Genomic DNA, 21,025 nt, shown 5'->3' with positions numbered 1-21,025 from the left:
GCACCCACAGACGCCAGAAGTCAGAACTGACACAGGAGAACAACCCGATGACATCGACGATAGATATCGCCACCGATTTGAATGCCGAGCCGCTGCGTTCGCGGCGCAACCACTGGAACAATCAGGTCCGACGGCACGCGGCGATGATCGGCGACGAGCCGGCACTGCGATTCTTGGGCAAAAGCACGAGTTGGCGCGAATTGGACCGGCGAGCAACGGGTTTCGGTGCGGCGCTCGCGCGCCGCGGGGTTAAGTTCGGCGACCGGATTCTGATTATCATGCTCAACCGCACTGAGTACGTCGAGGCGGTGCTCGGCGCCAATCTGATCGGCGCAATCCCAGTGCCGGTCAATTTTCGGATGAGCCCGGCGGAAGTGAGTTTCCTGGTCGCCGACAGCGGTGCCCGCTGGATCCTCACCGAGACGATGCTCGCGCCCCTGGCCGACGGCGTGAAAGCCGCGACCGGCGCGGTGGACGAGATCATCGAGGTCACCGCGGTGGGCGCGGCGGCAGGTGACGGACATCTCGACTATGAGGAGCTGGTTGCCGAAGACAGTGCCGACCTGCCGGTAGTCGACATCCCGGAAGAGACCACCGCGCTCATCATGTACACCTCCGGGACGACCGGAAAGCCCAAGGGCGCCATGCTTTCCCACCAGAACATGCAGGCACAGGCGGTCACCTGTATGCATGCGCTCTCGACACAACACGACGACATCGGTGCCTGTGTGGCGCCGATGTTTCATATCGCCGCACTCGGGGCGATGACCCCGCTCTTCTATGTCGGCGCGTTGACCGTCATTCATCCCCTTGGCGCTTTCGATCCTGATGCCATGCTCGACGTCATCGAGGCGGAGAAGATCACCTCTATCTTCTTGGTGCCCGCGCAGTGGCAGGCGGTATGTGCCGCACAGCAGGCACGCCCACGCGCGCTCAACCTGCGAGTGATCAGCTGGGGTGCGGCCCCGGCGTCGGACACCGTGCTCAATGCGATGAACGACACCTTCCCGGACGCGATGAACGTCGCCGTCTTCGGGCAGACCGAAATGTCGCCGATCACCTGTGTACTCGAGGGCAAGGACGCGCTGCGCAAGATCGGCTCGGTCGGCAAGGTGGCGCCGTCGGTGACAGCCCGTATCGTCGACCCGACGATGGCCGACGTTCCCGACGGTGAGGTCGGCGAGATCGTCTACCGTGGCCCCGGCATGATGAGCGGCTACTGGCAGAACCCGCAGGGGACCGCCGATGCGTTCGCCGGTGGCTGGTTCCACTCCGGTGACCTCGTGCGTCGTGATGCCGAAGGTTTCATTTATGTCGTCGACCGCGCGAAGGACATGATCATTTCCGGCGGCGAGAATATTTACTGCGCCGAGGTGGAGAACGTCCTGTTCGGTCATCCGCGGATAGCCGAGGCCGCCGTCATCGGGCGAGCGCATGAGAAGTGGGGCGAGGTTCCGGTAGCTGTCGTCGTGGTGGCCGATGGTGGCGATCTGACGATCACCGAGATCGAGCCCTATCTAAATGAGAATCTTGCGCGCTACAAGCATCCGAAAGAGCTCGTCATCGTCGACGAGTTGCCCCGTAACGCAGGCGGCAAGGTGGTCAAGCCGACACTGCGAAACTCCTACGGCAGCAAGGATGCCGGGCTGGCCCAGTAGCTACCCGTATCAAGATCGCCGGTCGAGGTTAATCGTGCCGATCGGCGGTTTTGGCATATGCGGAATGCGTGGTCGGATCCTTGAACGACCTAAAACGCAGACTGTAACGTGTTTCAATTTTGCGTATCGGTGACTAGGCTCACAGGGTAGGCGGGAGTACTCCCGCGACCGTGAGCGTGAAATGAGGTTTGTGAAGTGAAGACTAAAGGTGCCCTGCTGCGGGAACTGAACTCACCGTGGGCGATCGAGGAGATCGAGATCGGCGACCCCAAGGCGCATGAGGTCAAAATCAAGATGGAAGCCGCTGGCATGTGCCACTCCGACCATCATCTGATGACCGGCGGTATCCCGATGGGTGGATTCCCCATCCTCGGAGGACACGAGGGTGCGGGTGTCGTCGCCGAAGTCGGCGAGGGTGTCACCGATTTCGAGGTCGGCGATCACGTTGTGCTGTCGTTCATCCCGTCGTGTGGCAAATGTAAGTCGTGTAGGGCGGGGCTCGCCAACCTCTGCGACTTCGGTGCGATGCTGCTGCAGGGTGAAGCGGTCTCCGACCACACTTTCCGTATCCAGACTCCCGCTGGTGAGAACGTCTACCCGATGACATTGCTCGGTACGTTCTCGCCGTACATGGTGGTGCATGAAGCGTCCGTGGTGAAGATCGACAAGGACATCCCATTCGAGGTCGCGGCACTGTGTGGCTGTGGCATCCCGACCGGGTATGGATCGTCGACTCGCAGTGGTGACGTCCGACCCGGCGAGGATGTGGCGATTGTCGGCGTAGGCGGCGTCGGAACCGCGGCGCTGCAAGGTGCCGTCATCGCCGGCGCACGCAATGTCTTCGCGATCGATCCGGTTGAGTGGAAGCGTGAGCAGGCGCTGAAATTCGGTGCGACACAAGCCTTCGCGTCCGTCGAAGAGGCGATGAACGAGATTGGCAACGCCACCGAGTGGGGGATGTGCCAGAAGGTCATCGTGACAGTGGGCGAGGTACACGGCTCCGATGTCGACACCTGGATGAGTATCACCGCGAAGGCTGGCACCTGCGTGCTTACGGGGATGGGCAATATGGTGGAAAACCAGGTCACCCTGAACCTCGCGATGCTGACACTGCTGCAGAAGAATCTTCAAGGGTCGATTTTCGGCGGTGCAAACCCCAAGCTGGATATTCCGCTGCTGCTGTCGATGTACAAGGCGGGCAAGCTCAATATCGCCGACATGATCACCCGCCAGTACCGGCTGGATCAGATCAACGACGGGTATGCGGACATGCTCGAAGGCCGCAATATCCGCGGCGTCATCCGGTACACCGAAGAAGACTGGTGACCTCGGAGCTCTGATCGCGCGGGTAACGTCACTGGCGTGACGCTCCTGGATGAACTCGAGAACTGGCCGGTCGACAGCGTCGCCGGCGCGGTAGTCCTGGGTCAGCGTAAACACAGCGGTGGGATCGCCGAGACATTCGGCGATCCCACCGCTGTGTTCGAATTGGCTTCGGTGACCAAACCGCTTGTCGCGCACGCAGTCTTGGTCGCCGTTGAAGAGGGCGCCGTCGAACTCGGCGATGCGGCAGGGCCGCCGGGGGCGACGATCGAACATTTGCTGGCGCATGCCTCGGGACTGGCTTTCGACAGCCGCGACGTGCAGGCGCCGGTTGGCACACAGCGGATATATTCCAGCGCGGGATTCGAGTTGCTCGCCGAAATCGTCAGCGCTGCAACCGAAATCAACTTCACCGACTACCTGCGTGACGCGGTGTGCGAACCGCTGGGAATGTCGCGGACGGTATTGGCCGGGCCGGCCGGACACGGCGCGCGGTCCTGTGTGGCGGACTTGTCGGCGTTCGCGGCGGATCTCCTCGCGCCGACGGTGATTTCAACGGAGCTACACGCGACGGCCACATCGGTACGGTTCCCTGGTCTCGACGGATTCGTGCCCGGCTACGGCAAACATCGCCCAAACGATTGGGGGTTGGGTGTCGAGATTCGCTCGTCGAAACAGCCGCATTGGACCGGCGAAAACAATTCGCCGGCGACGTTCGGCCACTTCGGGCAGGCGGGGACGTTCATGTGGGTTGACCCGGTGCTAGATGTCGCTTGCGTGGTTCTTACCGACCGCCCATTCGGATCATGGGCGAAACCGCTCTGGAGCAATTTCAGCACGCGTGTGGTGACGGCGCTGGGTGGCTAATCGCATACATCCCAGCATGAGGTAACCCTTACCTTGGAGTAGGGTGAGGCCACTCGGTTCTTATCGGAGGGTTACGCATGGCACGAGGTATTCAGGGAACGCTCATGCGAGCGTTCGGCGCGATCGATCACGAGGCGACAGTGCTCGATGTCGTAGACCTGACGTCCCATTGCCGTCGGGTCCGGTTCCGGTCGGACTCACTGTTCAACGAGGCTGCGGCGGGTCCGACGGCGTGGATCCGCGGTTGGTTCCCCAACGAGGAGGGTGCTGAGTTCCAGCGCGGCTACACCTTCTCCGAGTCCGATCCGGACACCGGTGAATTCGCCATCGACTTTGTCCTGCACGAGCCGTCCGGTCCGGCATCGGCATGGGCTGCCAAGGTTGAACCCGGCGCCACCCTGATGGTGGTTTCGATGGGGTCGAAACCCGTCGAGGTGCCTGCCGAGAATCGGCCGACCGGCTATCTGCTCATCGGTGACTCGGCCTCGATGCCGGCGATCTCGTCGATAATCGAAGTGGTGCCGCCAGAGATCCCGGTCGAGGTCTATCTCGAAGAACATGACCCGGTCGATCGAGAACTGCCGCTGTCAGCGCACCCGCGTCTACGCGTGCATTGGGTAAAACGCGCCGACGCGGGCACGCTGGCGGCATCGTTGGAATCGCGTGACTGGAGCAACTGGTACGCGTGGACGGGACCAGAATCGGGCTCGCTCAAAGAGATTCGCGCTCGCCTTCGCGAGTTCGGATTCCCCAAGTCAGAGATCCATGCGCAAGCCTATTGGGCACAGGGCAAAGCCATGGGTAAGGAACGCGGCCCGGAAGAGGCCAGCGCCGCGCAGGCTCCCGTGGTGGAAACCATTGAGCCGCAGGAGTCGTCTGATTCGGCAGAGTCAGCGCGAACCCCTGATCGGGCCGAACCCGAAGTGGTGCAAGGTCAATGGCGAGCCAACGCCGCCGGCAAATTGCTCGCACCATTGCGAGGCACGCTCATGGTCGCCGGAATACTGCAGGCGTTGGTGACGATAGTCGGCTTGGCGCCCTTTGTGCTACTCGTCGAATTGGGTCGGCGACTCGCAGTCGGCGCGCCATCGTCGGAACTGTGGTCGGTCGGTTTCGCCGCGCTGATCTTGATCGGCGTCGGAGCGCTGCTGGAGTCGGCATTGCAACTATGGCTACACGCAGTCGATGCGCGATTCTCCCGCGACCTGCGGCAGCGTCTGCTGACCAAACTGTCGAAGTTGCCGCTCGGCTGGTTCTCCGAACGGAGTGCGGGCAGCATCAAGAATCTCGTCGCCGACAGCACCCTCTCACTGCACTACCTGGTCACCCATTCGGTAATCGACGCGGTGGCCGCGGTCGTCGCGCCGATCGCTGTGCTGGTGTACTTGTTCACCGTCGACTGGGGTATCGCACTGTTCCTGCTGCTCCCGGTGCTCGGCTATGTAATCACCATGTGGCGCATGGTGGTCGCGTCGGAGACCAAGATCGCTCTGTCGCAGACGTGGGCCGAGAAGATGAATTCCGAAGCGGCGTCCTACCTGAACGCACAACCAGTGATTCGGGTGTTCGGCGGGGTGATGGCGTCAAGTTTCCGTCGCAACCTCGATGACTACATCGCCTTCCTCGAAGACTGGCAGCGGCCGTTCATCAAGGCCAAGACTGTGATGGACCTGGTCACCAGGCCGACGACCTTCCTCTGGCTGATCTCCGCCGTTGGCACGCTATTCGTAATCTGGGGATGGGCGGCGCCACTGGATCTGCTGCCATTCCTGTTGCTGGGCACCACATTCGGCGCGCGGCTTCTCGGCATCGGATACGGACTTAGCGGTCTACGCACCGGCATGCTCGCCGCCCGCGACATCGCGGTGACCCTCGAAGAACCTGAACTGCACACACGTGAGAGAGCCGATGTGCGGGGCAAGACCGCGGTGCCGGCCGCACAGGTCGATTTCCGCGACGTGACCTTCGGTTACCGTGCGGATCTGCCAGTGCTGCACGATATTTCGCTGACCCTGCGGCCTGGCACGGTGACCGCGCTCGTCGGGCCGTCCGGGTCGGGCAAGTCGACATTGGCCGCTTTGTTGGCTCGATTCCACGACGTCGATGCCGGCAGTATCGCAATCGGCGGTCACGATATAGCGACCTTGGAGACCGACGAGCTTTACCGCCATCTCGGCTTTGTCCTGCAGCAAACGCAACTGGTGCGGGCGACTGTCGCGGAGAATATCGCTCTAGCGGCACCAGAGGCGCCGCGCGAGCGGATCGAGGCTGCGGCACGCGCGGCCAATATTCATGAGCGGATCGTGGCCATGCCGCACGGGTACGAGACCGAACTCGGACCTGACGCGGCGCTATCCGGCGGAGAACAGCAGCGGTTGTCCATCGCTCGGGCACTACTCGCCGACGCGCCGGTCCTGATCCTCGATGAGGCAACGGCTTTCGCGGACCCAGAGTCGGAATACCTTGTGCAACAGTCGCTCAGCCGTCTCGCTGCAAACCGCACGGTGCTGGTGATTGCGCACCGTCTGCACACCATCGTCGATGCTGACACGATCGTCGTCCTCGACGGTGGGCGAATTGTCGAGTCGGGGACACATGATGAATTGCTCGCCAGCGGCGGTCGATATCGATCGATGTGGTCCTCGGTGGCCGACTCAACCACGACAGGAGCACAGCGATGATCCGCACCCTGCTTTCGCTACTTCCGCCGCAGAGCCGGCCCCGACTGACTCGCTTCCTGGTACTGGCCGTCGTCTCGGTGATCGCACGCGCGGTCAGCGTGGTGATGTTAGTGCCGCTGATTTCAGCGTTGCTCGACGGCGAGAACTCCACCGCGCTTGCGTGGGTCGGTGCGTTGACCGTCGCGACCTTGGTCGGGTGGGTAACCGACAGCGCGGCGTCGAAGGTTAGCTACGAGCTGGGTTTCACGCTGCTTGGCAGTGCGCAACACGGTGTCGCCGAACGTCTCTCGCGGATCCGCCTGACTTGGTTCTCGGCGTCAAATACCGCGACCGCGCGCCAGGCCATCGCCGCGACCGGTCCGGATTTGGTCGGCGTGATCATCTATTTGGTGGTACCACTGCTCAGCGCAGTGCTGTTGCCGATCGTGATCGCCTTGGCGCTGATTCCGATCGCCTGGCCGTTGGCCATCGTCGCGGCGCTCGGGGTGCCGCTGATGCTGGCTGCTCTGTGGGCCACCGGCGCGATCAGTCAGCGCGCCGATCATGTTGCCGACGAGGCCAATTCGGAACTAGCTGAGCGAGTTATCGAATTCGCTCGGACGCAGCCCGCGCTGCGCGTCGCGCGTCGCAGCGGGGCCGAGCGAAGTTTGGCCGGTGATGCCGTCGCGAGCCAGCACGGTGCCCTGTTGCGACTGATTCTGATGCAGATTCCCGGTCAGATCCTGTTCAGTCTGGCAAGCCAGATCGCATTATTCGCGCTTGCCGGGACCGCCGCGTGGCTGACTGTGCGGGGGGATCTCACCGCGGCACAGGCGGTCGCGTTGATTGTGGTGGCGGTGCGCTACCTGGAGCCGTTTACCGTGGTCGGTGAATTGGCTGGCGGGCTGGAGACCATCCGCATCACGCTGCGCCGGATCGGGGCGGTCTTGGAAGCTCCGATCGATACCGTGGGCAGTGCTCACCCGGCGCGGCCGGGCCGGGCGCCACGGATTGAATTCGAGAATGTCAGCTTCCACTACGGCGATCCGGCACACCCTGTCCTCGACGAACTGAACCTGACCCTCGACGCCGGCGCGGCGACCGCCATCATCGGCCCGTCCGGATCGGGCAAGAGCACCATCTTGAGTCTCGTTGCGGGACTTCATGAACCGACCGCTGGCCGGGTACTGATCGACGGGATCGACGCGGCGGACCTTGATCTCGCCGCGCGTCGATCACTCGTCAGCGTCGTATTCCAGCAGCCTCATTTGATGCCGGGCACGATTGAGGAGAATATCCTCGCCGGCGATCCGGGGGCATCACCCGATGGGGTTGGTCGGGCGAGGTCGCTCGCCCGCGTGGACGAGATCGTTGATCGGCTGCCCGACGGCGTCGCGTCGAAGGTCGGCGAAGGTGGCGCACTGCTTTCCGGTGGTGAACGTCAGCGCGTGAGCATCGCGCGGGCCATGCTGAAGCCGGCCCCGATCCTCCTGATCGACGAGGCGACCAGTGCTCTGGACAACGAGAACGAGCGCGCCGTGGTCGATGCACTTTCTGCCCACGACGAGCGGACCAGGGTGATCGTCGCGCATCGTCGTGCGGGTATCCGCAACGCCGATCGAGTTGTCGTGATTGAGAGCGGGACGGTTGTCGAATCGGGCACGCCTGACGAGTTGTTGGCCGCGGGTGGCCGATTCGCCACCTTCTGGGAGCATCGCGGCGCGGCAGCGTCATGGAAGATCACCGAGGAAGTGTGAACCTGGCTCACCTTTGACCTCCCAATTCACATCGTGAACTAGCGCAACACAGGCAACATAAGGCACAATAAACACCAGAAATGTGATATCCGGTCTGACGAGGTGTGTTGGGGAAGACGTTCCTCGTCGAAACCGGAGGTGATCTACCGTGCGCAACCTAGACCAGTTTGCGGACATGACAACGGGAGTGGTGTACATCCACTCGGCGCCGGTGGCGCTATGCCCGCATGTTGAGTGGGCTCTGTCGTCGACCTTGAACGCGCGAGCGAACCTCAAGTGGTCGGCGCAGGAAGCGACCGACGCTAATACGCAGCGTGCGACGGTTGACTGGGCTGGCCCGGTCGGGACCGGCGCACGGCTGGTCAACGCGCTACGCGAGTGGTCGGCGGTGAGCTTCGAGGTGACCGAGAACGCCAGTGACGGCGTCGACGGCGAGCGCTTCAGCTATGTGCCTGGCCTCGGGTTGTGGCGCGGAGCGATGAGCGCCAACGGCGACGTGATCCTTGGCGAGATGGAACTGCGTTCGATGCTCGACGCACAGCCCGACAGTGTCGGACTAGCCGGTGCCGTGGAAGCGGCACTCGGCACGGCATGGGATGCGGCGTTGGAACCGTACCGGATGGGCAGCGTAGGCGCCGAAGTGACCTGGCTGCGGCAACGGGTCGGATAGACCCACTAGGAAGCAGTCGGGTCCGGCCGCTTGCGTTCGTCAGTCGGCGGGGTGCCCGGTAGTTCGGCGATACGCAGGGGACCGCCTGCGGCTACTTCTTCCACTCGTCGTGATCGTCGGCTCAGAGTTGTCTCCGACGCGGTGTCGAGCACCAGATGCTCGGTCGCAGTGTAGATCGATATCGACAGTTCGCCGGCCTCTCGTTCGGTGAGGATTTCGACCGGGACCCGGACCACGACCTCCCACGATTCGTCCTGCACGATGCGATGTCCGCGGAAATCGTCGGCGTTGTCGCGGGCGTCGGGAATGCCGACGCTCAGTCCGGGATCGGGCAGCGAGGCCAGTGCGACGACGACGCCGTTCGCACGAACCTCCAGAAATGACGTGCCGCGGATCGTTGGCGAGTCGGCCGGCCCGACGTCGACGACGGTGCTGCTCAACACGTCAATCTGGTTGCCGCGCACCTGAAGTCGTAGCCGCAGGCTCCGCGGCGATGATGTGTCCGACGGTCGAAATGGCACCTGTGGTCCCCAGTCCCTGCGTCTGCTTGTCGGGCCGTGCAGCGCGAGCGATGCCTCAACGCTTGGCTTGGCACGTCCGGTCTGTTGTCTGCGCGCCAAAGCCGGGGTGAGGCCGTCCTTGCGGAGATTCCGGGGAAACCCGTCTGGATATGAGCCGCCCGGTGACTCCTGGCTGAGATTCTTGCGCGAGTATTCGATGTGCTCGTTCATTGTGACGCCCTTTTCAGGTAAATGGTGCGATTACCAGTTCCGACCGAACCGATAGTTGTGAATCCAACGGTTGTAGATGTTGTTCATCACCAGCGGCGTCGTGCCGGCGAAGGTCCCCAGCCAATCCGCGTTATGCACGAGGATGCGATCGGGCCCCTTGACAGTCACCGGCCCGACGACGATCGCTTCCGATACGCCGGTCCGGGGGCCAAGCCGCTGTCGCTGTGGCACCCGCTGTCGCTGTGGCACCCGGTCGAATCGGTCGCCGTCACCCAAATGCCATTCGCCGATCCAGTCCTCGCGGAAGTCGGCGCCCAAGTTGCTGCCGGTGGAGATCATCCGGCCGGCGTAGTTATGCGACCAATCAGCGCTGTTCCAGACGAAGAGGTCGACTTTTCCGTCGCCGGTGAGGTCAGCGGGCAGGAATCGGTCGTGACTGCGCATACCGCCCCAGCCGGGCACGTCACCGTCGAAAATGCAAGTGAAGGCGAAATCGCTGCCGGTTGACCGGAACATCGCGAGATATGGGTTGGCCCAGTCTGATCCGTTGAAGATGTAGACATCTTCCTTGCCGTCGCCGTTGAAGTCGCCGACGAAGAACCGATCGTTGCGGGCGAAGCCGCCCCACCCCGCGATGTCGTCCTCCCACAAACGGATGCACCGGAATGATCCGCGTTGGCTGCGGAATAGGCCGAGGTATTCACTCGACCAGTCCTGTGAGTTCCAGATGAGGAGGTCGTGGCGGCCAGTGCCGCCGACATCGGCGACCATGATCTCGTCATGCCGGGCCAGCCCGCCCCAGCCGGGTATGTCACCGTCGTAGCGCCGGGTCTGCGTGAATCCTGATCCGGTCGAAATCAGTGTGGCCACATAGGGCATCGACCAGTCGTCGAGGTTGATGACCAGCAGGTCGTCGCGACCGCCGCCGTCGAAATCGCCGACCAGGAAGGTGTCGTGCCGCGCGAAGCCACCCCAACCGGGAATGTCACCGTCGTAGCGGGCCAGAACTCGCATGGTGCCGTCGGTGTTGATCTTGATCAGAGCGAGGTAGGGAAAGACCCAGTCGGTTGAGTTATAAACGACGAGTTCATCTCGTCCGTCACCGTCGAAATCGCCGGCCCAATACTGGTCTCCCGGTCGGATCTCCCATGAACCCGGCACAATCGCGGCTGTCGTGTGTTTGTGCTCCCACTTGACGTCGGCCGCTCGATACACCGTGAGCGCGCGGTTCTCGACGCCGATGAATTCCGAGCCGAGTTTTGACGTGAATCGGCCGGGCACCGTGCGGGTGAATGAGTGTGCGGCGGTGTGGTGATACGTGTCTTTCAACTCGGAGTAGCAGATCGGGCAGAAATCGGGGGTGTTGCTATTCATCCGGCAATTGATGACTGGACGGAAGATGCCGGTCTCGTAGGTGTGCCCGCCCTCGAAGAGTCCGGCGTCGGAGCTGTCGTTCCAGCCGGCCGGTTTGGTGCCAACGGTCCACCCTGCCGCGACACCGACTCCGGTCGGTACCGGCGTGGATCCTGCGATGAATTGGTTCCATTTCACCGATGAGCGTTTGGTGGTGGTCGTGACATTCACACGGCCGGGGTCACTGAGGGTGAAGGCGCCTTTGCCGTTCGCGCTATATTCGTCGGCGAGATTGCCGAAGCCGTGGCCCATTTCGTGGGCGATCGTCGCCCACCCTTCTTGCGTAGTCACTTTCAGCACCGAACCGCTGCGGAGTCCGCCGGGCAGTGTCGAATTGACGATGATGAGCGTGAAATCGGCTCCCGGCGCCCACTTGGCCAGCGCGGCGTCGATTCGACTCTGAGTGTTGGTGCCGTTCTCAAACCAGTTATGCCACCATTCGCCGTTCGAGATGATGCCCAACGAAGTGTTGAAGATATTTTCGGTGAAAGTGTCGTCGGCGAGGTTGCTCGGCGTGCCCTGAAGGTTCCAGGTGCGGGTACTGGCGCCGGAATGCGCGGACTCCAGATTCACCCGGCGGATATTCCAGGCGGCGGCGTCCTCGTTGTAGTAACCGGAACCGAAGACCTGTTTCAGTATCACGTCGCGGACATAGTTGTTGTAGGTGGTTTGATCGCTGCCCGCGGCGAATCCGTCACCGAGGATCGCGAGGGTCTTTCCGCTGCTTCCGACGTCCTGAAGGACCGTCACACTGTCGGCCATGAATGCTCTCCTTGCGACGTACTGCGCTGACTGGGGACAACCTCGATGGTTGCCCCTCTGCGCTGTTCGGTCGCGAGTAGAGCTCTACGCGTTCACGGGTGGCGGTTAGTGGCGTGGTCCGGGTAGCAGGCTCGGTTCGGTTCAGTCGAAATCCATCCCGAATCGAAGGCCGCGGTCGCGGACCCAACTCATATGCTGACCGAATGCTTCGGTCAGCGGAGTGCCGATTCCGTCGACGGCGTTCGCCAACTCCAGGGTGTAGATACACGCGCCGAGGTCGGCCATGACGGCATCGATACCGAGATTGATTCGGGCCAGCATCACGAAATCGCTGGGGACGGTCATTTTGCGGCCAGCGGCTCCGGCGGGGCCGTCTTCGAAGAATGAGCGCATTACCTTCACGCTGTCGTCGGACACAAAGCTGTGCGGCTGCGGTCCGGTGACGGTCTCGCACATCATGTTCCACCAACTGAATACTTCATCGGCGGTGAGATCACTGTCGGTCGGGACGAACCCGTTGAGTTCGGCGAGGCGGAACACCTCATCGCGATCACCATCGATAGTGGCGCGGAAGGTCCGCAAGATGCAGCGTCGAACCCACTCGGGAAACTGTTTTACACAACCGAAGTCGACGAAACCCACCGAACCGTCGGTGCCGAACCGATAGTTACCCGGATGCGGATCGGCGTTGAACAGATTGCCGTGCCGGTAGCCGCCGAAAGCGAACAGACCGATGGTTTGCGCCCAGCGGTCGCGCAGGTCTTGATCAGCCGATCGTGCTTGCGCCCAGCTGATTCCGTCGAGGAAGGTCATCGTCAGTACGCGAGAGGTCGACAGTTCGGGCACGACGTCGGGGATCCGGATGGTGGGGTGGCCACGGTAGAGATCGGCGAATCTGGTGATACTGCGGGCTTCGTGGCGATAGTCGACTTCCTCGGCGATACGTTCGGCTACCTCGGCCGCGGCCGAGCGCTGATCTGTTCGCATCGCCTTCGGTGTCAGCGACATTCCGAGTCTCATAAACGTCGCTAGCAATTCAGTATTGGCCAAATCATCCCGAATCGCCTGCGCGACACCGGGATACTGAACTTTCACCGCGACGTGACGGCCGTCGGGCAGCCATGCCTCATGAACTTGCCCGATGGAGGCGGCCGCGATCGGCTCAGGTGAAAATCGCTCGAAGAGTTCATCGACAGGTTTGCCAAGTTCTGCTTCGATGGTCTCTCGTGCGGTGGTCGCGTCCATCGGTGGCGCATCTGCCTGAAGTCGTTCCAGCGCTTGCTGATACACGGCGAAGGGGCCGGCGTCAGACACTTCCATCTGGTATGTCGAGAGCAGTTGTCCAGCCTTCATCAACACACCTTTGGAATGACCGAGTAAGTCGGCATACCGTTGCGCGGTCCGCTGATGAAACTCGTCGATAGCGCCGCTCTCGCCAGTGCGTTCACGCAATCCAGCGGCGAGACGACCGCCGGCTGCGCGCGCCGCGAAGCCGACGACCGGGATTGTCCGACGTACCCGACCCGCCCGCACCTGTCCGAATCGGTCTTCGGACGGTCGCGTGGGATTCTCCACGGTGTGATCGTCGATCATTGAGTCCCGCCCTTGTGAAATACCATCGGCAACGAGTTGACGCCGCGCAGGATCGCCGAGTCGCGCAGTTCGGGCTCCCCGGTGATCTCGGTGTCCCGCTGGAGTAGAAGCCGCAGTGCCACACTGGTTTCCAGCTGAGCAAGGGCGGCCCCGATGCATCGGTGAGCGCCGAATCCGAAGGACAGATGCGGCGGCGGTCGATCACGGTCGATCACGAAACACTCCGGATCGTCGAAGATGTGGGGATCTCGGTTGGCGGCTGCGATGTCGACTGCGACGGCATCACCCGGTGCGATGGTGTGGTCGCCAAAGGTATGCGATTGGGTGGCGACTCGTGTGACCGACTGTGCGGGACCGTCGAGCCGGAGGAGTTCGGTGACGATGCGAGGGTCGTCAACATCAAGGTCGTCGATCGGTCGGCGACCATCGGTGCTGCTGAAGAGGCGAATGACCGCTGCGCCCAACAGGTTTGCGGTTGTCTCGTGTCCGGCTATCGCGAGCAGGATCGCGTTGACAACCACTTCCTCGAGGTCTAATGACGGGTCGGTGGCGAGCAAGCTCAGTAGATCGTCCTGCGGCTCGGCGCGACGTCGGGCGGCCAGCGGGAGGAATTCGGCGACGAGTGAGGTGAAGGCCGCGGCCGTCGCCGGGAGGGTCTCGGGGTCGAAAGCGGCGTCGAGCGCGCGAATGAGCGTCGGCACCTCTTGCCACAGCGTGGCGGCACTCGGGAGATCAAGGCCGAGCCATTCGGCAATGACTGTGATCGGAAAAGGTTGTGCCACTTGGGACATGAAGTCGAAGGGCGTGCCGGTCGGGACGGATTCGATGATGTCGGCCGCGACCGATTCGACAGCGGGCCGCAATTGCGCGATATATCCGGGGGTAAAGACGTCGCGAACTGAGTTTCGGACCCTGGTGTGCTCGGAGCCGTCGAGCAGCAGCATGGTCTTGGCGAGGGGGAATTCGGTGAGGCCGACGTCACGCGCCGCGTCCCGATTCGCTTGTGATGCAAGGGGGTCGCTCGACCAGCCGCGACCGGTGAGGACGGTTCGTGCCTCGTGATAGCCGGAGATGATCCAGGCCTCGGCGCCATGGTGGTAGCGCACCGCGTCGGGACGCGTGTGTTGTACGTCGATCGTGTCGGTCATAGCTGGCCTCCTTCGCCTAAGTATTCACTTAGGACCCCCATTGCGCCTATACTAAGTGAGCACTTAGGAGGCGTCAATGGGCTCTTTGGCCACTCGGGACAGACTGATCGACGAGGCGATGCGCCTATTCGGCGAGCAGGGGTATCGCGCCACCAGCGTCGCGCAGATCGAGGAGGCCGCTGGTCTCACGCCGGGATCTGGCGGGCTCTATCACCATTTTCGATCCAAAGAGAGCTTGCTCGAGGCGGGGATCGACCGGCAGCTCGATCGGATGAACGCTCTGCGTGATATTCGGCAGATCTTCGAGGGGCTGACCGATCTTCGCTCGGAATTGACGGTGCTTTGCCGCTACACATTGAGTGTTATTGACGAAGAGGCGCAATTATTGCGGATCGTGTCGTCAGAATTGCGCGACCGGCCGAGAAAGCTGGCGGATACGTTGGCGAAACTGCTGGGGGAATCGTATGCGGGGATGACTGAATGGATTCTGCGCAAAGCTCCGCACGCCGACCGACATGTTGCGCAAGGGGTGGCCGCCGTCGCCCTCAACGCGTTGCTCGCACACCGGATGATGCCGCAATTCCTTGGTGCACAGCCGTTTTCGATCGACAACGATGTGCTTATCGGGGAGTGGGTGACGATGGTTGCCGCGCGGGTAGAGGGCCTTTAGGCGGTATCGCCGCTGCACTCTGCGCTGACCGGCGACGTGGGGTGAATGTTCCCTCGGCGGGCGTCGAGCGCACCGATTTCAATCAACAGACGCAACGTGGCCCCCGACAATTCTGCCGAGGGCCACGATTGGTCGGTGAGTAGTTAACTCACAACGGGATGTTCTTGTGTCGGCCGCGCCGAGCCGGAGCCGAAGCCAGCGCCTCGGCGATCTTCGAACGCGTCACCGCTGGGTCGATGATCTCATCGACGACGCCGATCGACTGTGCGCGACCAACGCCGCCAGCGATGGCCTCATGCTCGACGGCCAGACGTTCATGCAGTGCTTCACGCTCGTCCTCGGGGGCAGCGGCGAGCGCCTTCTTATGCAGGATGCCGACCGCGGCCTTGGCACCCATAACGGCGACTTCCGAACCGGGCCAAGCGAATACGGCCGTCGCACCGAGTGCGCGCGAGTTCATCGCGATATAGGCGCCGCCGTAGATCTTACGGGTCACCAGCGTGACGCGGGGGACTGTGCACTCGGCGAACGCGTGAAGCAATTTAGCGCCACGACGCACCACGCCGTCCCACTCTTGCCCGACGCCGGGCAGGTAGCCGGGAACGTCGGTGACGACGATCAGCGGGATACCGAACGCGTCGCATAGGCGCACGAAGCGCGCGGCCTTCTCCGCGGACAGCGAGTTGAGGCAGCCGCCCATCCGCAACGGGTTGTTGGCGATGACGCCTACGCTGCGACCGGACAGACGGCCGAATCCGACGACGATATTGGGAGCGTACTTGGCCTGGATCTCCTCGAAGCTGGAGATCTCGGTCTCGCCGTCGGCCGCCAACTCGGTGTCGAGCAGCTGCCCGATCACCGGGTGGACGTCGTATGCGCGACGGTTGGACTCGGGCAGAAGTGCCTTGAGGTCGGTGTCGCCTGCCTCGGCCTTCTCCCGGTTGAAATGCCCCTGCTGGCTGAACGTCGACACCAGGCGACGTGCGCGCCACAGTGCGTCGGGCTCGGAATCGGCGGTGATGTGGCTGACGCCGGACTTCTTACCGTGGGTCAGCGGGCCGCCAAGTGACTCCATGTCGACCTGCTCGCCGGTGACACTCTTGACGACATCGGGGCCGGTGACGAATACCCGGCCGGCCGGCGCCATGATCACGATGTCAGTCAGAGCCGGGCCGTACGCGGCGCCGCCGGCGGCGAAGCCGACGACAACCGAAATCTGGGGGACATAACCCGATGCGCGAACCATCGCCTCGAAGACCTGACCGACGGCGTGCAGAGCCTCGACGCCTTCAGCCAGTCGGGCACCGCCGGAATGCCAGATACCGACCACGGGGGCCTGTTCGGCGATGGCGGTGTCGATCGAGTTGACGATATGGGCACACCCAACCACACCCATGGCACCGCCCATCACGGTGCCGTCAGTGCAGTACGAGACGGTGCGAACACCGTTGACCAAACCGATGGCCGCCTGTACACCCGACTTGTCGCGGGGGTGCAGCAGGGACATCGAGCCTTCGTCGAAGAAGTTGGTCAAGCGCAACAGCGGATCACGGGGATCTGCCGCTTCCTCATGGCCGGTGATGGGAGCCAATGTGGTCATCGCTCTCTCCTGTATCTGTGGGTGTAGCTGGGTGACTTATCGCGTAGTGGGATTCAGTAGCGTCCGAATGCGATGGCGACGTTGTGGCCGCCGAATCCGAACGAGTTGTTGATGGCGTAATCGATCTGTCCGTAGCGAGGTTCGCCGTGGACGACATCGATGTCACACTCGGGATCCTGGTTTTCCAGGTTCAGAGTGGGCGGGATAACGCCTTCTTCAACCGACTTGATGGTCAGCACTGATTCCAGTGCTCCCACCGCGCCGATGGAGTGACCCAAAGCGGACTTCGGTGCGTACACCGCAGCCTGGTCACCGATTGCCGACTTGATCCCGACTGCCTCGGCGGTGTCGCCGATGGAGGTCGAAGTCGCATGCGCGTTTACAAACGCGATGTCGGCCTTGGTCAGTCCGGCGGTCTGGATCGCACGGGCCATCGCACGTGCATTGCCCTGACCGCTGGGGTCGGGTGCCACGAGGTGGAAACCGTCTGACGTGATGCCACTACCGAGGACACGAGCATGGATATGTGCACCACGGGCGACAGCGTGCTCCTCACGTTCGAGGATCAGCATCGCCGCGGCCTCGCCGAACACGAATCCGTCGCGATCTTTGTCGAATGGCCGCGAAGCCGCCGCCGGGTCCTCGTTACGCGTGCTCATCGCACGCATCATCGAGAACGCCGCGATCGGGATTGCATCGATGTGGCCTTCGACTCCACCGGTGACAACCATGTCGGCGTCGCCCATCACGATGTGACGCCACGCATGTGCGATGGCTTCTGCGCCCGACGAACACGCTGACACCGGGGTAATCACACCACCGCGAGCGCCGATGTTGAGTCCGGTGACCGCTGCTGGTCCGTTTGGCATGGCCATCGATACCGCCAGCGGCGAAACCTTGCGGTAATTGCCGCTGGTCTCGATCGCTTTGACGGCGTCGACCATTGCGTCGCCGCCGCCTTGACCGGTCCCGAGGACGACGGCCAGACGGTCTTTGTCGACCTCCGGCTCGCCAGCTTGCGCCCAAAGGCGCTTGCTCATCACGTGTGCGATCCGCTCGACATACGCCATCCGGCGAGCCTCGACTCGGGTGACTTCGGTGGACGGGTCTTGCAGGAGGCGCCCACCGATGCGGCAGGGCAGCTCACCGTACTGCGTGACGAAGTCGTCGGTCAGTGCACGAATGCCTGACTTACCGGCAAGAAGTCCGTCCCACGTCGCGTCGAGGTCGACGCCCAGCGAAGTGGTGGCGACCATAGAGGTCACCACCACGCTGGGGAAGTTGCCTCCCAGAGTGGAGTAGTCGCGGAGCGACGCGGTCACGCGCCAGCTTTCTTGTCCTCGGCGACCTTGGCGGCGATTGCCGCGGCGGCCTCGGGGTTCTCCGACTCGAGCTTCTGGATGTAACCGACGGCGTCGCCGACGGTACGCAGGCCGGCGAGGTCTTCGTCGGGGATCTTCACGCCGTACTTGTCCTCGGTCTGAACGGCGATCTCCACCATCGACAGCGAGTCGATGTCCAAGTCGTCAACGAAGGACTTCTCCATCGTCACCTCGGACGGCTCGATGCCGGTTACTTCTTCGATGATCTCGGCGATGCCGGCGATGAGATCTTCCTGGGTGGCGGCCACGGCGTGGCTCCCTTCTCGATTTGTGCTCTGGCAATCAGAGCGCGCTTGTCATATGTACTGGTTAGTACTTCCGGGCGGCTGTGAAGCCGCTTGGATTCACCGGAGAGTCTCCGGCGGTCCGGGGGCCGCGGACTGTGGTCCGCGACCGCTTATCCAAGTTCAGTGATGGCCGACAGGTCGTCGGGTGTTTTCAACGCCCGCGTCGGTGTGCCCTTGAGTTCGCGTTTGGCGATCCCGACCAAGGTTCCGGCCGGCGGCAATTCGATGATGGCGTCAGTGCCAGCGTCGCGCATGGACACCGAACACAGATCCCAGCGGACGGGGCTGGTCACCTGCGCTACTAGTTTTGTCAGAGCTTCGGCCCCATTTGTTACAGGCTGGCCGTCGGAATTCGACAAAAGAGTGAATATTGGATCTGACGGTGTGATATTGGCCGCAGCTTTGGCGACGGCATCTTGGGCGGGAGCCATGAACTTCGTGTGGAAGGCACCCGCGACGGCTAGTTTTCGGATTCGGGCGCGCTCGGGGGGAGTGGCGATCAATTCATCGATCGCCTCGGCTTTGCCGGCCGCGACGATCTGGCCGACCGCGTTGCGGTTGGCTGGCACGAGATCGAGTTCGGCGAGGCGCGCGAGCACTTGCTCTTCGTCGCCGCCGAGGACGGCGGCCATGGTGGTGGGTTCCAGTGCGCAGGCCTTGGCCATCTCGGCACCGCGGATCGCGGCAAGTGCGACGGCTTCGTCTGCGGAGATGACACCGCTGACTGCGGCAGCGGCGAGTTCGCCTACCGAATGGCCGGCGACGATGGTGTCCGAGGGGATTGAATGGCGCTTGGCGAGCTCGTCATAGGCGAGCAAGGCCGCTGCCACTACGAGCGGCTGGGTGATGGACGTGTCGGTGATTTCGTCGGCGGTCGCTGTGGTGCCGAGGCGTTCCAGATCGAGACTGATCTGCTTCGACCACGTGGCCAATTGGTCACGAGCACCGGCCAGCTCGAGCCATGGGGTGAGCATGCCGGGGGTCTGAGAGCCCTGTCCGGGCGCAAGCAAGGAAAGCACGTTCATTAGAAAACACCCTCGGACCCCTTTTCGTGGGTGTTGGGCTCGATGAACCTTGGGGCGCGTCTTTGTGGGATTCCTACAAACTTGGGTCTAGGTGTGCTGCCCCTGTCATCACCCTGTGACTCGTTACCAAAATGAGTCCAAACCGGCCTCAACTGCGCGAACGCAACTTACCCGACGGTTACGAGTGTGACTCATGTGACGTGTGAACGCATTTTTTGCTTGAACTGTGTCAATCGTCCAATAGTTGTCGCCACCCGCAAGACGTAAGCATCTCGAGGGTTAGTTGCGTCACGTCGGGTCATTTCGGCGATCTTTTTTAGTCGATAGCGCACAGTATTTGGATGAACGAACAGTTCGCGCGCGCACGCTTCGACGGATCCGCCGGTGTCTAGGTAGGTCTCCAGGGTCGTGTTGAGCGTTTCGCCGCCCTTCGACAGCGGGGTGGTCACCGAGTCGATGAGAGCCTTGGTCGCCGTTTCGTCTCCGTTGAGGGCACGTTCGGGCAGCAACTCCAGACTATGTACCGGACGCGGTGCGCCCGGCCAGCCGGCGACTGCTTCGATCGCGGCCATTGCCTCGACGGCGCTTGAATGCGCGGTGCTGAGATTGGGTGTTGTCGGTCCAATAACGACCGGCGCGTCGGCGAAGTGGTCGAGTAGGTCGCTCATGAAGCGTTCGGTTGACCGGACCGACCCGCTCACGATCGCGACCAGAAATGAGCCTTGCACCACCGATAGCGCGGATCGGTCGTATTGTTTGGCGGTGTTGTGGATGGCCAGTGGTACCGACACATTTTGCTCGGGTGGAGGTGTTCCGACGATGACTGTCGCCGGCGCATCAGAATCCCAGTTGAGCGCGGCGGCACGCGATAACAATTGGGATCCGGTATCTCCACGGACCACCGCGTCGACGACGAGTGCCTCCAATCGGGAGTCCCACGCACCGCGTGACTCGGCCGCCGATGCGTAGATCGACGCCGCCGCGAAGCCGATCTCGCGGCCATACCGCAGCACCGATTCGGTCAATGCCCGCAGCTGAGCGTCGTTGCGGGCCAGCAGTGGCAGCCACTTCTCGAAGAATTCCATCGCGACGCGGACCATCTCGACGGTCTGCAACAGGGTGATGCGCCGCGCCAAATCCTGTGGCACAACCTGGAACGCCTGGACGGTGAACTTGACGTTCCCTTCGGGGTCCTGAATCCACTCGACGAAGTTCACGACCGCGGTCTGCACAACCAGCTGGACGCTCGCGCGTTGAGCGGCGTCGAGGTCACTGAAGTAGGGGAGTTGATCCGACATCGAATGAACAGCCTCGGTAGCCAGGCGTCCGCTGTACTGCTTGACGCGGCGCAACAGGGTGTCGGGCAGCGCGTCGTGGACCGTCGCCGGTGCCGGCACGTGCGCGCCACGTTCACCGAAGACGTCCATGCTGGGTGGCTGCTGGTTGATGCGGGCGTCGGACATCATTTCAATCTAGTCT

General features: G+C 62.6%; 16 protein-coding genes. 7 read left to right on the top strand and 9 right to left on the bottom strand.

The genetic code is table 11. From position 1 onward, the window contains the following. Window positions 1–47 precede the first annotated feature (47 nt). The 6 genes from fadD5 to AAFP29_RS19310 all read left to right on the top strand — a co-directional run bounded on the left by fadD5 (window position 48) and on the right by AAFP29_RS19310 (window position 8,935). Window positions 48–1,658, top strand: a complete 1,611-nt coding sequence (gene fadD5 / locus AAFP29_RS19335; RefSeq protein WP_419219031.1) for a fatty-acid--CoA ligase FadD5 — start codon at window positions 48–50, stop codon at window positions 1,656–1,658. A 195-nt stretch (window positions 1,659–1,853) separates the two neighbouring features. Continuing rightward, on the top strand, window positions 1,854–2,984 hold the full coding sequence (locus AAFP29_RS19330) for an NDMA-dependent alcohol dehydrogenase (RefSeq protein ID WP_419219030.1): 1,131 nt from the start codon (window positions 1,854–1,856) through the stop codon (window positions 2,982–2,984). A gap of 36 nt (window positions 2,985–3,020) precedes the next feature. Beyond that, on the top strand, window positions 3,021–3,848 hold the full coding sequence (locus AAFP29_RS19325; protein ID WP_419219029.1) for a serine hydrolase domain-containing protein: 828 nt from the start codon (window positions 3,021–3,023) through the stop codon (window positions 3,846–3,848). A 77-nt stretch (window positions 3,849–3,925) separates the two neighbouring features. Then, complete coding sequence (locus tag AAFP29_RS19320; RefSeq protein ID WP_419219028.1) at window positions 3,926–6,529, top strand: ABC transporter ATP-binding protein/permease; 2,604 nt, start codon at window positions 3,926–3,928, stop codon at window positions 6,527–6,529. Continuing rightward, window positions 6,526–8,265: an ABC transporter ATP-binding protein gene (locus AAFP29_RS19315; RefSeq protein ID WP_419219027.1), complete on the top strand. Its 1,740-nt coding sequence runs from the start codon at window positions 6,526–6,528 to the stop codon at window positions 8,263–8,265. The genes AAFP29_RS19320 and AAFP29_RS19315 overlap by 4 nt, the downstream gene beginning before the upstream one ends. A gap of 148 nt (window positions 8,266–8,413) precedes the next feature. Next, complete coding sequence (locus AAFP29_RS19310; protein WP_419219026.1) at window positions 8,414–8,935, top strand: DUF3145 domain-containing protein; 522 nt, start codon at window positions 8,414–8,416, stop codon at window positions 8,933–8,935. 5 nt (window positions 8,936–8,940) lie between these two features. Here the strand turns inward: AAFP29_RS19310 and AAFP29_RS19305 are convergent, their stop codons facing one another. From AAFP29_RS19305 to AAFP29_RS19290, 4 genes are all read right to left on the bottom strand, one after another. Further along, window positions 8,941–9,666, bottom strand: a complete 726-nt coding sequence (locus AAFP29_RS19305) for a hypothetical protein (protein ID WP_419219025.1) — start codon at window positions 9,664–9,666, stop codon at window positions 8,941–8,943. A gap of 30 nt (window positions 9,667–9,696) precedes the next feature. Then, window positions 9,697–11,841: a M64 family metallopeptidase gene (locus AAFP29_RS19300; protein ID WP_419219024.1), complete on the bottom strand. Its 2,145-nt coding sequence runs from the start codon at window positions 11,839–11,841 to the stop codon at window positions 9,697–9,699. 141 nt (window positions 11,842–11,982) lie between these two features. Beyond that, window positions 11,983–13,434, bottom strand: coding sequence for an ABC1 kinase family protein (locus AAFP29_RS19295; RefSeq protein ID WP_419219023.1), 1,452 nt, complete (start codon window positions 13,432–13,434; stop codon window positions 11,983–11,985). Next, a complete protein-coding gene (locus AAFP29_RS19290; protein WP_419219410.1) occupies window positions 13,431–14,510 on the bottom strand; it encodes a cytochrome P450 in 1,080 nt (359 codons plus the stop codon). The genes AAFP29_RS19295 and AAFP29_RS19290 overlap by 4 nt, the downstream gene beginning before the upstream one ends. Window positions 14,511–14,658: 148 nt before the next feature. Between AAFP29_RS19290 and AAFP29_RS19285 the strand changes: the two genes are divergently transcribed. Further along, window positions 14,659–15,252: a TetR/AcrR family transcriptional regulator gene (locus AAFP29_RS19285; RefSeq protein ID WP_419219022.1), complete on the top strand. Its 594-nt coding sequence runs from the start codon at window positions 14,659–14,661 to the stop codon at window positions 15,250–15,252. A 148-nt stretch (window positions 15,253–15,400) separates the two neighbouring features. Here the strand turns inward: AAFP29_RS19285 and AAFP29_RS19280 are convergent, their stop codons facing one another. The 5 genes from AAFP29_RS19280 to AAFP29_RS19260 form a co-directional block, all read right to left on the bottom strand. After that, complete coding sequence (locus AAFP29_RS19280) at window positions 15,401–16,852, bottom strand: acyl-CoA carboxylase subunit beta (RefSeq protein WP_419219021.1); 1,452 nt, start codon at window positions 16,850–16,852, stop codon at window positions 15,401–15,403. A 53-nt stretch (window positions 16,853–16,905) separates the two neighbouring features. Then, entirely contained in the window at window positions 16,906–18,174 is a 1,269-nt protein-coding gene (locus AAFP29_RS19275; RefSeq protein ID WP_419219020.1) for a KasA/KasB family beta-ketoacyl-ACP synthase, read from the bottom strand. Next, complete coding sequence (acpM, locus tag AAFP29_RS19270; protein ID WP_419219019.1) at window positions 18,171–18,482, bottom strand: meromycolate extension acyl carrier protein AcpM; 312 nt, start codon at window positions 18,480–18,482, stop codon at window positions 18,171–18,173. Before acpM ends, AAFP29_RS19275 begins: the two co-directional genes overlap by 4 nt. 149 nt (window positions 18,483–18,631) lie before the next feature. Next, the gene (locus AAFP29_RS19265; RefSeq protein WP_419219409.1) at window positions 18,632–19,540 is read right to left on the bottom strand and encodes an ACP S-malonyltransferase; all 909 of its coding nucleotides are present in this window, start codon (window positions 19,538–19,540) and stop codon (window positions 18,632–18,634) included. A gap of 197 nt (window positions 19,541–19,737) precedes the next feature. After that, window positions 19,738–21,009 (bottom strand): PucR family transcriptional regulator, encoded by a 1,272-nt coding sequence (locus AAFP29_RS19260; protein WP_419219018.1) that lies wholly within the window; start codon window positions 21,007–21,009, stop codon window positions 19,738–19,740. Window positions 21,010–21,025 lie beyond the last annotated feature (16 nt).

It is taken from the genome of Gordonia sp. CPCC 205333, assembly GCF_048537885.1.
Classification (GTDB): Bacteria; Actinomycetota; Actinomycetes; order Mycobacteriales; family Mycobacteriaceae; genus Gordonia.
This window is presented reverse-complemented; position numbering and strand designations above follow the sequence as displayed.

Coding starts and splice junctions, on each gene's coding strand:
- fadD5 (WP_419219031.1), top strand. CDS start 48: ATGACATCGACGATAGATATCGCCACCGATTTGAATGCCGAGCCGCTG.
- AAFP29_RS19320 (WP_419219028.1), top strand. CDS start 3,926: ATGGCACGAGGTATTCAGGGAACGCTCATGCGAGCGTTCGGCGCGATC.
- AAFP29_RS19315 (WP_419219027.1), top strand. CDS start 6,526: ATGATCCGCACCCTGCTTTCGCTACTTCCGCCGCAGAGCCGGCCCCGA.
- AAFP29_RS19305 (WP_419219025.1), bottom strand. CDS start 9,666: ATGAACGAGCACATCGAATACTCGCGCAAGAATCTCAGCCAGGAGTCA.
- AAFP29_RS19300 (WP_419219024.1), bottom strand. CDS start 11,841: ATGGCCGACAGTGTGACGGTCCTTCAGGACGTCGGAAGCAGCGGAAAG.
- AAFP29_RS19295 (WP_419219023.1), bottom strand. CDS start 13,434: ATGATCGACGATCACACCGTGGAGAATCCCACGCGACCGTCCGAAGAC.
- AAFP29_RS19285 (WP_419219022.1), top strand. CDS start 14,659: ATGGGCTCTTTGGCCACTCGGGACAGACTGATCGACGAGGCGATGCGC.
- AAFP29_RS19280 (WP_419219021.1), bottom strand. CDS start 16,852: ATGACCACATTGGCTCCCATCACCGGCCATGAGGAAGCGGCAGATCCC.
- AAFP29_RS19260 (WP_419219018.1), bottom strand. CDS start 21,009: ATGTCCGACGCCCGCATCAACCAGCAGCCACCCAGCATGGACGTCTTC.